Here is a 15,008-nt window from a genome sequence, read left to right as displayed (position 1 = left end):
ATGAATTTTCAACCTCTAGGAAAGCGTATTTTAGTAAAACGCTTAGAAGAAATGAAAACTACTGCTTCTGGGATTATTATACCAGATAATGCTAAAGAAAAACCACTAAATGGTGAAGTTGTTGCAGTAAGCAAAGAAATAGAAGATATTAAAGTAAATGATAAAGTAATGTTTGCAAAATACGGTGGGACTGAAATTAAACTTGATAATGAAGAGTATTTAGTTCTTAATGTCGAAGATGTTTTAGGGATTATTAAATAAAAAAGGATAAAAAATGGCAAAAGAAATATTTTTTTCAGATGAAGCAAGAAATAAACTGTATGAAGGCGTTAAAAAACTTAATGATGCAGTAAAAGTTACTATGGGGCCACGTGGTCGTAATGTATTGATCCAAAAAAGTTTTGGTGCTCCTGCTATCACAAAAGATGGTGTGAGTGTGGCTAAAGAAGTAGAATTAAAAGATTCTTTAGAAAATATGGGTGCTTCTTTAGTTAGAGAAGTAGCTAGTAAAACAGCTGATCAAGCAGGTGATGGAACAACAACAGCAACAGTTTTAGCGCATGCTATTTTTAAAGAAGGTTTAAGAAATATTACAGCAGGTGCTAATCCTATCGAAGTTAAAAGAGGTATGGATAAAGCTTGCGAAGCTATAGTGGCTGAGCTTAAAAAACTTTCTCGTGAAGTTAAAGACAAAAAAGAAATTGCTCAAGTTGCGACAATTTCTGCAAATTCAGATGAGAAAATCGGAAATTTAATTGCTGATGCTATGGAAAAAGTCGGAAAAGATGGTGTTATCACTGTTGAAGAAGCAAAATCAATCAATGATGAATTAAATGTAGTTGAAGGTATGCAGTTTGATAGAGGATATTTAAGCCCATATTTCATTACAAATACTGAAAAAATGACAGCTGAATTACAAAATCCATTTATTTTGTTATTTGATAAAAAAATTGCTAACTTAAAAGATTTATTACCAATTTTAGAACAAATTCAAAAAACAGGAAAACCACTTTTAATTATAGCTGAAGATATTGAAGGCGAAGCTTTAGCAACTTTAGTTGTAAATAAATTAAGAGGTGTTTTAAATATTTCAGCAGTTAAAGCTCCTGGCTTTGGCGATAGAAGAAAAGCTATGCTTGAAGATATTGCTATTTTAACAGGTGGTGAAGTGATTTCTGAGGAACTTGGAAGAACTTTAGAGAGTGCTAGTATCCAAGATTTAGGTCAAGCTTCAAGCGTGATTATTGACAAAGATAATACAACTATTGTAAACGGTGCAGGCGAAAAGGCAAATATTAATGCAAGAATTAATCAAATCAAAGCTCAAATTGCTGAAACAAGTTCAGATTATGATAGAGAAAAATTGCAAGAAAGACTTGCTAAATTAAGTGGTGGTGTAGCGGTAATTAAAGTTGGTGCTGCCACTGAAACTGAAATGAAAGAGAAAAAAGATAGGGTTGATGATGCATTAAGTGCTACAAAAGCTGCTGTTGAAGAAGGTATAGTAATAGGTGGTGGTGCTGCATTAATCAAAGCAAAATCAAAAATAAACTTAAATTTAGAAGGTGATGAAGCTATTGGTGCAGCTATTGTAGAAAGAGCTTTAAGAGCACCTTTGAGACAAATTGCTGAAAATGCTGGATTTGATGCTGGTGTAGTTGTGAATACAGTAGAAAATAGCAAAGAAGAAAACACTGGTTTTGATGCTGCAAAAGGTGAATATGTAAATATGCTTGAAAGTGGTATTATCGATCCTGTCAAAGTAGAAAGAGTGGCTTTACTTAATGCAGTTTCGGTAGCTAGCATGCTTTTAACAACTGAAGCTACAATTAGTGAAATTAAAGAAGACAAACCTGCTATGCCTGATATGAGTGGCATGGGCGGTATGGGAGGCATGGGTGGTATGATGTAATACCATCTAAAATTTTTAACTTCCTTTGGAGTTGCTTTTTTCTTCAAGAGCAACTCTTCTTTCTATATTTTAATTTCTTACTTGTGTTTTTTGTTATAATAGATGTAAAAAATAATAAGGATTATATATGAAAAATTTACAAGAAGAGCAATTTTCTAACTCAAAATATATTAAACCAAAAAGATATACTTATATAGGCAAGGATAATAAAAAATATACTTGGGATTTTATAGAAGCATTGGATAGTGTTTCTATTTTTTTATATCATACTCAAAAAGATTCTTTTGTTTTTGTAAAACAATTTAGAATCCCCTTGTGGGATTATCATAAACGTAATAATTTGCATTTAGATGAAATAGGATTTAGTATAGAACTTTGCTCAGGACTTGTTGATAAAAAATTGAGTTTGGAGGAAATAGCCAAAGAAGAATGTATAGAGGAACTAGGTTATGCACCTAAATATATAGAAAAAATAGGGGAGTTTTATACAGGTCTTGGCTCAGGTGTTAGCAGGCAGTTTTTATTCTATGCTGAAATTAGTGAAGATGATAAAATTGGCTATGGTGGTGGAATTGAAGGAGAAGATATTCAAGCGGTGTGGATAAAAAGAAAAGATTTTGAGCAATTTTCAAAAGAAAATCCTATTAAGACTCCTTTGCTTGAATATGCGTATTTGTGGTTTAAAGGTAAGAATTAAGCTTACCTTTTATTTTTCATTTTTCTTCTTTGTGTTCAATGTTTGGATCTTTTTCATTAAGCATTTCTTTAAAGATTTCGAACAAATCATCTGAAGCTTTTTCAGCATTTGAACATTTATCTAAAATTTGATTTTGAACTAAATTGTTATTTGTATCTTCTTCATGTGCTAAAGCGATAGCTTGGTTGATGTTTTCATGTACTTTTTGGTGAGGTAAATTTAATTTTCCAAAAGCTCTTCCACTAGAAAATCTTTCTTTACCTATACCTGCTATCCATTTTGCAAGTCTACAGCTTAAATGATCTGCTAATGTTTTACCTGAAGTATGAATAATTTCATTGTATCCATTTAATTTAAAAGCAATATGATCTAATTTAGCTAATGAAATAAATATTTCTGATGTAATGCTTTTGGCATGAGAGCTGGTAGAATTTGCATTGGAAATCAATTGTGTGAATTTGCTTGAAAATTGTACAATATGTTCATTAGATTCAAGTGATACTTTTTCTACCTGCTCGCTTTGTCCATACATTTCATCAGCATTTTGTTTTAATAAATTAATATTTAATTCAACTTCCGAGGTTGCTTTTTGAGTTTTTTCAGCAAGTTTTCTTACTTCATCAGCAACAACAGCAAAACCTCGTCCATGCTCTCCTGCACGTGCAGCTTCAATTGCAGCATTTAAAGCTAAAAGATTGGTTTGATCTGATACATCTTTGATCAAGTTGATAACATTGGTAATCTCATCAACACTACGGTGTAAATTTCCAGCTGTATCTCTAGAACGATTGGCTGATTCGATAATGCTTTGAAGAGATGATATGATCGAGTGAGTTATGGAATTTAATTCTTGCATATCTTCCAATGATGAGTCTGAGTATTGAGAAATCATTTCTGCTTTATTTACATTTTCTTGCATATCGCCTTGAACATTTGCAATACCTTTCAAAACACCAGCTAATAGCATTTCCAAAAGATGTGTTTCTAGATCAGTTTTTCCGCAATTATTTTGAAGTTGATTTTCATACTTATTAATTAATTCTTGTTTTTCTGAAAGAAGTTTTTTATTTTCTTCTTCTAGGAATTGAATTCTATCTTGTAAATTCTTAAGCTCATTGTTTTTATTATTTTTTCCAAACATGTTTATCCTTAAAATTAAAGTATAGAGTTATTTTTTATATTTTGATAAGTAAGTATTTAACTCATCTTTTAATTTTAATTTTTCTTTTTTCAAATTTGCTATTTCAAGGCTATCTAGGTGAATTCTACCTTCTTCTGCATCTTTAATTTTATGATCTAATTCATTATGTTCTTCAAATAATTTATCAAAGTGCTTGTCTTTGCCCTTTAACTCAGTGATTAAATCTCTATATTCATGTAACATTTGTATCTCCTAATTTAAAATTTCCTAATTAAATTATACTTTAGATTATGTTAAATATATTTTAACTCATCAGGTTTTTGTTTATTTTTGATAATTTTTTTAGCTATTTTTATGCTATCAGCTGTACCAACAAGTAATAATTTTGCTCCAGTGCTTATTAGAGTATCGCCTCTTGGCATGGGAGTGAATTTTTTATTTTCTATAATTCCTACTATACTCACATTTGCCATATCTCTTAAGTGAATTTCTTTTAATCTTTTAAATCTCACCCATGATTCATCAGGTATTTTTATTTCTTCTAAATCAATAGGGCTATTTTTTTTGTAAAGATAATTTTCTAATAAATTTTCCATATCTGGTCTTGCTGACATAGCGCTAAGTCTTTGCGCGACTAATTTTGCAGCAGAAACTATAGAGTTAGCTCCAAGCTTTTTGAGTTTTTCGGTTTCATCTTCGTTGCTTGAACTAGCTAATATAAAATAAGGATTGATTCTTTGTAATTCCTTTTCAAATAGTCTTACTGAAGCAATGATAGCTATATTATCCGCTATGTTGTCACTGAGAGTTATTACACCTTTTGCGCTAGAAAGATTGGCTTTTAAAAAAGCTGTATTAGTATGAGGCGCGCTTTCTATATAGTAAGGATAGTTGTATTTTTCAGCTATTTCGCTGAAATTTTCAATTTCATCAACTACAACAAAAGGAATGTGATTTTCTCTAAATTGCTGTGCTAATTCAATCGTAAAATCATTATGATAGCATATTACAAAATGATTTTTTAATCTTGCAACTTTATGAAGCATTCTTCTTTCCTTGATAATCTTAGACAAAACACCTTTTTTTACTATTTCTATTACCAAACCCATGCAAAAAGTAAATATTGTAAAAGTCAATAATACATATACAACAGTAAAAATTCTACCTGCTGTTGGTATGGGGTTGACTTCAGTATAACCTAAAGTGGTAAAAGTCATGCCAGCTTGATAAATAGCATCGTTAAGGTTGTAATTGCTTGTGAGCATATAACCAAAAGCTCCAATTAATGTCATCATTACAACAGCAATAAGAGGGATTCTTAAAAATTTAAGCTGCTCGTAAAGCTCGTCGTTAAGATTAATCGAAGGTTTTGGAGAAGGGGACCAGTTGAGGAATTTCTGTAGCTTTTTCAAAAAAGACATAACAATTCCTCGTTTATATTTAAGGGTTATTTACTGCTTTGTTTTTTAAGTGTTCTTAAAGTTGAGGCAGCTACTCTAACTTTTCTAGTGGTTCCATCTTCTAAAGTGATACGAACTGTTCTTAAATTTGGCAAAAAGCGTCTTTTTGTTTTATTGTTAGCATGGCTAACATTGTTACCTACCATAGGTCCTTTTCCTGTAATTTGGCAAATTCTTGACATAAATTTTCCTTATGAAATAAAAATAATTTTTAGCATTGTATCTAAAACAAGCTTAAAAAAATCAAATATTATCAAAAATACATAAAGAAAATTTGATAATAAGTATGATAAAATTGTTTTTTACTTTTACTGGAGATATAAAATGTATGTAGCACCAAGTTTATTGTCTGCAAATTTTTTAAATTTAGAAAATGAGATTAAAGAAGTGTGTGAAGCAGGAGCTGATTTATTGCATATTGATGTGATGGATGGACATTTTGTACCAAATCTTACTTTTGGTCCTTGTGTGATTGAAAATATTTCTAAAGTTACTTCAGTGCCTTTAGACGTGCATTTAATGGTGCATAATGTAAGTAGCTTTGTGGACTTGTTTATTCCGATAAAGCCAAAATTTATTAGCTTTCATGCAGAGGTTGAAAATCATCCTATTAGGGTATGTGAGTATATAAGAAAAAATGACATTCATCCTGCTATTGTTTTAAATCCACACACCCCAGTTTCAAGCATAGAATATATTTTAGAATTTGTAGATATGGTGCTTTTAATGAGTGTTAATCCAGGCTTTGGTGGACAGAATTTTCTACCGTTAGTATATGATAAAATTCGCCAATTAAGAGAAATGATAGATAGAAAAAATCTAAAAGTTTTTATAGAAGTAGATGGTGGGGTAAATGGCTTAAATGCGCCTGATTTGGATGAAGCGGGAGCTGATATTTTAGTCGCAGGTAGTTATATCTTTTCCTCGCAAGATAAAAAAATAGCAATTAATTCTTTAAAGCTTGAATTTTGAGTCAACAACAAATTGATGATTTGATCATTAAGCTAGGCAAGGAAAATAAACCTTTTCCTTGGGTTTTAAAAGAGCTTGCAAAAATAGAAGAATTAAATCACTATGATTTTGATTTATATCTTTTTGAGCTTTTAGGACTAGGAGTCGAGCTTAATGCACAAAATTGTTTGTGTTTAAAAAGTAAAAATACAAAAATAAAAGATGAGATTTTTTGTGTTGTAGATATTGAAAGTACCGGTGGAGTAAAAAGTGGTCAAATTTTAGAAATAGGTGCGGTAAAAATTCAAAATTATAAAGAAATTGATAGATTTGAGAGTTTTGTAAAAGTAGAAAGTATACCTGAAAATATTACAGAATTAACAGGGATTAGTTTAGATATGGTAGAAAATGCTCCTTCTTTAAAAACTGTGTTAAGTGATTTTAAGTTGTTTTTAAAAGACAGTATTTTTGTGGCACACAATGTACGTTTTGATTATCATTTTATATCTAAAGCTATGTATGAAAATGATTTTGGAGTGCTTTTAAATAGAAGATTATGTACAATTGATTTAGCTAAAAAATGCATTGAAAGTCCTAAATACGGCCTTGATGCTCTAAAAGAGTTTTTATGTATTGAAAGTAAACATCATAGGGCTTTAAGTGATGCTTTAGCTGCAAGTGAAATTTTAAAATACTGCCTTAAAAAAATTCCTTTTTATATAAAAACCACTGAAGAGTTGTTACATTTTAGCAAGCAAGCTAAAAATCAATCTAAAAAATAAGCTTTGTTATAGATTTATCACTATATACATTTGCATAAATGATGGGAGCTTGTGATACAGGCTGAGAGTAAGCTAAAAGCTTAAGAACGCACCAGAACTAGATAATGCTGGCGTTGGAATAATTTATCAACTGCTCACATATCCTTCGTTTATCCAAATTTATTTTAAAGATAAATTCAATTGAAAACTCAAATGTCTTATGTAAAAGAAGGAATTTTCACAAAGCAAATGTGAATTTTTACATAAAAAAATCAAGTAAGTGAAGATTTTTTACTAGAAAATATAGTATATGAAAAAATTATTATTCCTGCAAATATCAATCATAAAGTACTAGATTCAAACAGTATTGACTATGGACTTAAAACATCAATTTAGGTGTTTTAAATGATTGTGTAGATTATAGCGAAGAGATGAAAAAGATAATTAGCTTATAAAATTAATATAGAAGCTATTATGGATCTTAGTGATATGATAACTAGTCTTTTAAGAGATGAGCTAATTGCTGTTTTAAAAGCTATGATAGGCACTGTATCTATTTATGATGTGTAAAAAAGATTTAAAAGATATCAAGGCAAAATATTTTTTAGAAGTAGTATATCATCATGCTAAAAGCGGAGTGGATTTTATGACAATTCATGCAAGGATAATTCTTGCACTGCTAGGGTTTTTAAGGAGTGTGATAGAATTGCTAATATAGTTAGAGGAGGCTTAGTTCTTTATGCTTGGATGTAAATGAGTGATGCTGAAAATCCATTCTATAAATATTATGATTTACTCGCTACATGTAAGGAATTTGATGTAACACTTTCTTTGGGTAATGCGCTAGACCAGGTTGCACTCATGATACAAGTGATGGTGCTCAAATTGTTGAACTTATAGAACTTTCGTTATTAACTAAAAGAGCATAGGTTCAAGATGTGCAAGTAATGATAGAATGACATGGCCATGTGGTTATTAATGAAATAGAAGCTAATGTGTAACTTGAAAAAAGATTTTGCAAAGGAACTTCGTTTTATATCTTAGGATCTTTGGTTGCTGATATATACATAAGATATGAACACATAAATTTGGTAATTGGTGGAGTAGTTGTAGCAGCAGCTGGTGTTGACAAGCTTTACTATGTAATCACTGCTGAATATTTAAGACTTTTAAATTTAGAAGATATAAGAGATGGTATAGTAGTGACAAAATGGTAGCTCATGCAGGAGATATAGCTAAACTTCCTAATAAAGAAAATAGATGATGTAATGAGTAAAGCTAGATAAGAAGATATTAATTGGGAAAAAATGTTTAAACTAGTAATTGGTAGAGAAAAGGATGAGAAAATGTTTAATAAAAGAAAGTCTAAAGAACTTAATTCTTGTTCAATATGTGCTATGAATACTATGAATAAAATTTTAAAAGGTGAGAATATTAGTTTGATAAAAGAATAAACCCTCGATTATGAGGGTTTATTTTGATTAATCTATCACTTTATAATTATAAGGTTTTAGATTTTTATCATCTTCAAGAAGTTTTGCTGGTGGATTACCATTTACCTCTTGATGTTTATAGTAACGATCTCCTGCTTTGTTGCCGTTTAGATCTACTTTATAATGAATTTCACCTGGATTTAATTTTTGAATATCTTCAAAACCTAAATTTGAAGTTTTAAAATCTTTAATACCATTTTTAGCTGCAATTTCTACCAGTTTAGTTTGTCCTTGTCTTGACATATCAACTGATTGTAAAAGCATTCTTGAAGCTTCTCTAGGATTGTGGAAGCCTGTTGAGTTTTCAGCACCCACAAAATCTGCTCTTACTTGAGATTTTCTATGTAGTTCTAATACTTCTTTTAATTCAGCTGAAATTTTAGCATCATCTGCTTTGCCATTAGTTTGGAATTTAGGCATTTTTCCAAGCTCTGCGCGAATGGTTTCTACATCTTTAATCAAGCTTACTAAAGAATATTCAGCTGTTCTTAAATCATGAGCTACTGAATTTTGAATATCTTTTACTTGTTTAGCTAAATAGCCTTCGCTTTGAGTATGGCAAGTTTTGCAAGCTGAGTTGATATCAACTAAAGGTGAAGTGATGTTGTGGTTAGTAACTTTCTTTGCACCTTTTCTAATATAAGGCATATGGCAATCTGCACAACTTACACCATTTGCAGCATGTACCCCGCCACTATAAAGTTCGCTTTCAGGGTGTTGAATTTTTAGCATAGGTGCTTTGGTAATTTTATGAACCCAATCGCTTGGGAATTTTTCTCTATTTTTCTCATAATAATCATCAAACATTTCTATTCTAAATGGCTCACCTTTTTTCCATTCACTCCAAGGAAATGCTAGCTCTATACCATCAACTTCAATTTCAATTGGTTTGTTACCATCTCTCCAAGAATCAAATTCATCATAAGTTTTTTGAGTACCATTCCACCATTTTTTAGAAGTATCATTAGCTATGCTTTCTCCGATAGTTTTTACTTTGGTACCTGTTGGTTTGAAGTAGTATTCAACGTGACATTGAGAGCACACTAAAGTTCTCATTTCGCTTCTTGAAGCTTTAACACCTTGTTTTTCATCTGCTTCATAACCTCTTGAAATTAATGCTTTTATTAAAGCTGGTCTTGTAAGTCTTAAACTCATATCTGTTGGGTTGTGGCAATCCGCACATGTTACACCCATTCTTTTTCCACCATGAGGTCCGCTGTGCTCAGGCGAGTTTTCTTTAGCTCCATTTACTGCAGGAACTGTTTTAATCATAGTCCAATATTTTGCAGAGTTAAATGCTACCCAATCACCTTTTGCAGTGTTGTTTAAAAGCCAAGGGGTCCATCCGCTATGACAATTCATACAAGCTGTTGGTTGGCCACCAAATCCTGCAAAACCATGTGCATTTAAGAAATCTTTATTGTTTCTAGCTGTATCCATTTGATCTACTTGGACCCAAAAGTGACCTCTTTCTTCATTGGCATCAATACTGAATGGATAGCCAGCCCAAAGAACAGTTAATTGTGGATAGCGAATTAGTTTTGAATAAGCTAAATTCCCGCCAAATTCTGTTGCATTAGGTGCTTGTTTTTCCACTGTTGTGTGCATATCTAAATAATCAGGAAAATTCTTTCCCCAATAATCAAAAGTAGGGTTTTCATCGCCAAGTTTTACAATTTCTTGAGAGATGATCCCACCTACTGAATCGTTTGTTTTGGCTGTGATATCTTGATTTAACCACAATACGCCCGCAATAGCTACTATAGTAGCACTAATAGCACTATATAAAATGCCTTTGTTATTCATTAAATACTCCTTTCATTTAAAATCCTCTCTTATGGCCAACACCTTGATGACAAGACACACAACTTAAAGCATTATCTTTATGTGGATCTAGAGTAGGGTTGATAGTGTTACTCGCAATTTCTTTGTGGCATTCTATGCAGTTATTTTGGACTATTTCTTTACTTTTTGCATTTGCACTCAAATGCGTAGGCAAAGAATCAAGTTTAAAAGTAAATGCATAAGCATGTCCTAAGCCACTTTGAGCTTTAGCAATCCATTTTTCAAAAAAGCTATGTGGTAAATGACAATCATTACAAGTTGCTCTTGGTTTACCATCAACTTCTTTAGAGTGTGAAGCTTTTAAATAATCATTATAAACCTCGTTCATAATGTGACAATTATTGCAGCTTTCACTAGCATCACTAAAATAAGAAGTGCCTTTAGCATTATGGAAAGTATACATTCCCACGCCTGCTAAAATTACAAGTAAGAAGAGGAAAACAGCAAAAAGTTTTGAGTTTGCTTTTTTCAAAGTCTCTCCTTTGAATGAAGTTTAAGTTATAAGAACTTAAGTGCAATTATATTACACTATAAAACCTAAAAAGTAAATATAAGTTTATTAATTATTTATTATTTTTTTAATAAGAGAAAAAAAGTATTATTTTTTATATAATTTTATTTACTATTATAAAAATAAAATAAATTTTAATAAAAGAAATACTAAAATATTAAATACTAGAAAATAAGGTAGGTGTATTATGCAAATTCAACCATCAATGTATATTAATAGAGAACTTTCTTGGCTTGCATTTAACTCCCGTGTTTTAGATCAATGTTCCAAAGATCTTCCTTTGCTCGAAAAACTTAAATTTATTGCTATATACTGTACAAATTTAGATGAGTTTTATATGATAAGAGTGGCTGGATTAAAACAGCTTTTTGTAGCAGGGATAAGCACGGCAAGTAATGATGAAATGACCCCACTTGCGCAACTTAAAGCCATTAGAAATTATTTACACGAAGAAAAATATGTAGTAGAGCAGTATTTTACTAAAATAACTCAAGATTTAGAAAAAGAAAATTTATTTATTCGCTCTTATGAAGAACTTGATGAGGACTTAAAGCAGCAATGTAATGAGCATTTTTTTTCTAATATTTTTCCTGTGATAGTGCCTATTGCGGTTGATGCAACCCATCCTTTTCCGCATTTAAATAATCTTTCGTTTTCTTTGGCGGTAAAGCTTTGTGATCCTATGCATCCTGAACTTTTAAAATTTGGTATGATACGCATACCTAGGGTTTTACCAAGATTTTACCAAGTAAGTTCGAATATTTATGTGCCTATAGAAAGCATAGTACGTCATCATACAGAGCATATTTTTCCTGGCTATAAGCTTTTATCTTCTGCTGCTTTTAGGGTAACTAGAAACGCAGATATGGAAATAGAAGAAGAAGAGGCTGATGATTTTATGTTGATTTTGGAGCAGGGTTTAAAGCTTCGTAGAAAAGGTGCTTTTATACGCTTACAAATAGAAAAAGGCGCAGATGAGCAGTTGATCGAATTTTTAAGCTCTCATATGAATATTTTTCATAAAGACATTTACGAATACAGTATACTTTTAAATTTACCATCATTGTGGCAAATCATTTCTAATAAAGAATTTACACACTTACTAAACCCTGTATATACACCAAAGATTTTACCGCCTTTTGGAGATAATGTGTCTATTTTTAGCGCAATTGATAAACAAGATATATTGGCTATACAGCCTTATGAGAGTTTTGAGCCTGTGTATCAATTTATCAAAGAAGCAAGTAAGGATCCTAAGGTTGTTTCTATAAGAATGACTCTTTATAGGGTAGAAAAAAATTCAAACATAGTTCAAGCTTTAATTGACGCAGCCAGTGATGGTAAGCAAGTGACTGTAATGGTAGAGTTAAAAGCACGTTTTGATGAAGAAAATAACTTACACTGGGCAAAATCATTAGAAAATGCAGGAGCTCATGTAATATATGGCATTACAGGTTTTAAAGTGCATGCAAAAGTAGCTCAAGTGATTAGAAAAGAAGGGGAAAAATTAAAAATTTACAATCATTTAAGTACGGGTAATTATAATGCAAGTTCGGCTAAAATATATACTGATGCGAGTTATTTTACTTCTAAAGAAGAATACTCTCAAGATACCACAACTTTTTTTCATATACTTTCAGGATATAGTAAAAGTCGCCGTTTAAAAACTTTATCAATGAGCCCAAAGCAAATCAAAGAACGAATTTTAGATATGATAGCTACTGAAGCAAGTCATGGAAAAGAAGGGGTAATCATAGCTAAAATGAATGCTTTGGTAGATGGTGATGTGATTAAAGCTTTATATGAGGCTTCAAATAAAGGTGTTAAAATAGATCTTATTGTGCGTGGAATTTGTTGTTTAAGGCCTGGTGTAAAAGGGTATAGTGAAAATATAAAAGTTAGAAGCATAGTAGGAAAATATTTAGAGCATGCTAGAATTTTATATTTTAAACACACTGAACCAAATTATTTTATTTCAAGCGCTGATTGGATGCCAAGAAATTTAGAAAGAAGATTAGAATTAATGACTCCTATTTTTGATGAGCATTCACGTGCAAAGTTAGCTCAAATTTTAAAATTACAATTAAGCGATAATGATTTGGCTTATGAGTTAGATAGCGAAGGAAGATATCGCAAGGTTGCTTTAAATGAAGCAGAAAAAATTAATAATTCTCAGCAAATCTTAGAAGAATATATTAGTAGAATTTTCAATACCTTGAAAAAAGATACTGATCATAGTAGAGCAGCGCATTTAGCAACGAAACTTTTTAGAGATAGCTAATCCTTGCTTTTTTAGCAAGGATTATTTCCAACCTTCTATGTAATTTTTAAGTTTTCTACCAACTTTTGGATGTTTAAGTTTTTTGATTGCTGAGCTTTCTATTTGTCTTACTCTTTCTCTTGTAACATTTAATTCTTTGCCGATTTCTTCTAAGGTTCTATCGCTTTCATCATCCATTAAACCAAAACGCATTCTAATAACAGCTTTTTCTCTATCATTAAGCTGGTCTAATACTTCATCAATTTGTTCTTTTAAATCATCTTTTAAGATATGATCCATAGGAGAAATTGAAGTTCTATCTTCTACAAAGTCTCCAAATTTACCATCATCTTCATTGCTAATAGGTGCTTCTAGAGAAATTGGTTCTTTAGTGATTTTAATCACTTGCTTTACTTTATCTACGCTAAGTCCTACTTCTTTGGCAATAATGCTTACATCAGGCTCTTTGCCTTCTTTTTGTAAATATTCGCGAATGATTTTATTGATTTGATTAATAGTTTCTATCATATGAATAGGAATTCTAATCGTTCTTGCTTGATCAGCAATTGCTCTTGAAATGGCTTGCCTAATCCACCAAGTTGCATAGGTTGAAAACTTATAACCGCGTTTGTATTCAAATTTATCTACCGCTTTCATTAAGCCTATATTGCCCTCTTGGATCAAATCTAAAAACGGTAATCCGCGGTTAGTATATCTTTTAGCAATGCTTACAACCAAGCGTAAATTTGATTTTGCCATTCTGGTTTTAGCTTCATCAGATATTTTTTTACCACGTTTGATTTGCTCTAGAATTTCTTTTAGTTGATCTTTTTCTAAATCAAAAGAATTTTGGCTGGCCTCTTTAGTTTGAATGAGTTTTTTTATTTCCATATAAGTGCTTACCATTGTAGTTTCTAATGCGCGTTCAGCAATTTCTTCTTTGCTAAGTTTAGTAATATCTTTTAAGATATCTTGGTGTCTTTGTTTTAGTTCTTCTGAAAACATTGGCAAACGATATTCTAAGCGTTTTAATTCTTTGTCAAATTCCTCATCGCTTTTTAAAGATGTTTCCATGGATTTTACGATTTCAGAGATGAGTTTTGAGGTTGGACCCAAATCCATTAGTTTTTCTTTTAGTATATTTTTCTTAAAAGCAATTATGAGTTTATCTAATAATTCATCATCATTTTTTTCTGCATTAATAGTAGATATGGTTTTTAACCATTCTTTTTTTGCTTTTTCTAAGGCTTTAAAACTTTCTATAACTTTCAAGGTTCTTTCATCTTCTTTTTTGCTTGTTTTTTTAGGTTTTTTTTCGCTTGAGTTTTCATTTTCCTCATTTTCATTTTCCTCTTCAGAGTCTATTTCATCATCGCTTTTATCATCATCGCTTTTATCATCATCTTCAAAGCTTTTAAAAAGCTCTTTTACTCTTCTTTCTCTATTAATCAAAGGTTCTTTGTAATCAAGTATAAAGTCAATCAAATAAGGCACAGAACAAAAAGCATCAATGATAATATCTTCGCCTAGCTCAATTTTTTTAGAAATTTCAACTTCTTCATCTTTGTTTAAAAGAGCAATTTGCCCCATTTCTCTTAAATACATTCTCACAGGCGAGTCTGATCTACTCCATTCTAATAAATCATTTTCATTGGCTAAATCAAATTCATTTTCTAAACTTGTATCTTGTAATTTTTGTTTTTCTTCTTGTAGTTTTTTTGCTTCTTCTAAATTTCTTTTTTTGGCAATTTCTGCTGAAGAAATTAATTCTACTTTGTATTTATCCATTAAATCACGGATTTTTTTTGCGCTTGTTGTATTTGGAAGCTTTGCAAAATACTTGACAAGTTTTTCATATGTGATATAATCTTTAGAATTTTCTTTGAAAAGTTCTTCTAAAACATTGGTTTCATTAGCCATGGATACCCCTTGTATTTAAGTAATGAGTGTAAAACTAAATATTATGCCTAAAGATTA

General features: G+C 31.0%; 13 protein-coding genes and 2 pseudogenes. 7 read left to right on the top strand and 8 right to left on the bottom strand.

Annotation, left to right across the window (positions count from 1 at the left end; translation table 11 throughout):
- From groES to EL235_RS05120, 3 genes are all read left to right on the top strand, one after another.
- Positions 1-261, top strand: coding sequence for a co-chaperone GroES (groES, locus tag EL235_RS05130; protein ID WP_039626536.1), 261 nt, complete (start codon positions 1-3; stop codon positions 259-261).
- Between the two features lie 13 nt (positions 262-274).
- The gene (gene groL / locus EL235_RS05125) at positions 275-1,912 is read left to right on the top strand and encodes a chaperonin GroEL (protein WP_126340943.1); all 1,638 of its coding nucleotides are present in this window, start codon (positions 275-277) and stop codon (positions 1,910-1,912) included.
- A gap of 127 nt (positions 1,913-2,039) precedes the next feature.
- Positions 2,040-2,609, top strand: a complete 570-nt coding sequence (locus EL235_RS05120; RefSeq protein WP_126340942.1) for an NUDIX hydrolase — start codon at positions 2,040-2,042, stop codon at positions 2,607-2,609.
- Positions 2,610-2,625: 16 nt separating this feature from the next.
- Here EL235_RS05120 and EL235_RS08095 read toward each other — a convergent pair whose 3' ends face one another.
- The 5 genes and pseudogenes from EL235_RS08095 to rpmB all read right to left on the bottom strand — a co-directional run bounded on the left by EL235_RS08095 (position 2,626) and on the right by rpmB (position 5,392).
- The gene (locus EL235_RS08095) at positions 2,626-3,057 is read right to left on the bottom strand and encodes a CZB domain-containing protein (protein ID WP_373274434.1); all 432 of its coding nucleotides are present in this window, start codon (positions 3,055-3,057) and stop codon (positions 2,626-2,628) included.
- An 18-nt stretch (positions 3,058-3,075) separates the two neighbouring features.
- Positions 3,076-3,357: pseudogene (locus EL235_RS08090) on the bottom strand (methyl-accepting chemotaxis protein); the annotation flags it as partial.
- A gap of 420 nt (positions 3,358-3,777) precedes the next feature.
- Complete coding sequence (locus EL235_RS05110; RefSeq protein WP_039626528.1) at positions 3,778-3,993, bottom strand: HP1242/YdcH family protein; 216 nt, start codon at positions 3,991-3,993, stop codon at positions 3,778-3,780.
- 50 nt (positions 3,994-4,043) lie between these two features.
- Positions 4,044-5,171 carry a potassium channel family protein gene (locus EL235_RS05105; RefSeq protein WP_039626525.1) on the bottom strand — a complete coding sequence of 376 codons (1,128 nt, stop codon included), beginning with the start codon at positions 5,169-5,171 and terminating at the stop codon, positions 4,044-4,046.
- Between the two features lie 26 nt (positions 5,172-5,197).
- Complete coding sequence (rpmB, locus tag EL235_RS05100; protein WP_012661734.1) at positions 5,198-5,392, bottom strand: 50S ribosomal protein L28; 195 nt, start codon at positions 5,390-5,392, stop codon at positions 5,198-5,200.
- Positions 5,393-5,534: 142 nt separating this feature from the next.
- On the opposite strand from rpmB, the gene rpe reads away from it, so the two are divergent.
- The 3 genes and pseudogenes from rpe to EL235_RS05085 all read left to right on the top strand — a co-directional run bounded on the left by rpe (position 5,535) and on the right by EL235_RS05085 (position 8,376).
- The gene (gene rpe / locus EL235_RS05095) at positions 5,535-6,182 is read left to right on the top strand and encodes a ribulose-phosphate 3-epimerase (protein WP_126340940.1); all 648 of its coding nucleotides are present in this window, start codon (positions 5,535-5,537) and stop codon (positions 6,180-6,182) included.
- On the top strand, positions 6,179-6,943 hold the full coding sequence (locus EL235_RS05090; RefSeq protein WP_126340939.1) for a 3'-5' exonuclease: 765 nt from the start codon (positions 6,179-6,181) through the stop codon (positions 6,941-6,943). Before rpe ends, EL235_RS05090 begins: the two co-directional genes overlap by 4 nt.
- Before the next feature lie 234 nt (positions 6,944-7,177).
- Positions 7,178-8,376 (top strand): annotated as a pseudogene (locus tag EL235_RS05085) (phosphomethylpyrimidine synthase ThiC).
- A gap of 27 nt (positions 8,377-8,403) precedes the next feature.
- Here EL235_RS05085 and EL235_RS05080 read toward each other — a convergent pair.
- Both EL235_RS05080 and nrfH read right to left on the bottom strand, forming a co-directional pair.
- Positions 8,404-10,221: an ammonia-forming cytochrome c nitrite reductase subunit c552 gene (locus tag EL235_RS05080; protein ID WP_126340938.1), complete on the bottom strand. Its 1,818-nt coding sequence runs from the start codon at positions 10,219-10,221 to the stop codon at positions 8,404-8,406.
- A gap of 16 nt (positions 10,222-10,237) precedes the next feature.
- A complete protein-coding gene (gene nrfH / locus EL235_RS05075; protein ID WP_039618639.1) occupies positions 10,238-10,732 on the bottom strand; it encodes a cytochrome c nitrite reductase small subunit in 495 nt (164 codons plus the stop codon).
- Positions 10,733-10,958: 226 nt separating this feature from the next.
- Here nrfH and EL235_RS05070 point away from each other — a divergent pair, with 226 nt between their 5' ends.
- Positions 10,959-13,052 (top strand): RNA degradosome polyphosphate kinase, encoded by a 2,094-nt coding sequence (locus EL235_RS05070; protein ID WP_126340937.1) that lies wholly within the window; start codon positions 10,959-10,961, stop codon positions 13,050-13,052.
- A gap of 21 nt (positions 13,053-13,073) precedes the next feature.
- Here EL235_RS05070 and rpoD read toward each other — a convergent pair whose 3' ends face one another.
- The gene (gene rpoD / locus EL235_RS05065; protein ID WP_126340936.1) at positions 13,074-14,951 is read right to left on the bottom strand and encodes an RNA polymerase sigma factor RpoD; all 1,878 of its coding nucleotides are present in this window, start codon (positions 14,949-14,951) and stop codon (positions 13,074-13,076) included.
- Positions 14,952-15,008: the final 57 nt, after the last annotated feature.

It is taken from the genome of Campylobacter lari (assembly GCF_900638335.1).
Taxonomy (GTDB): domain Bacteria; phylum Campylobacterota; class Campylobacteria; order Campylobacterales; family Campylobacteraceae; genus Campylobacter_D; species Campylobacter_D lari_E.
The sequence above is the reverse complement of the archived record's forward strand: the minus strand, read 5'-3'. Positions and strand labels throughout refer to the sequence as shown.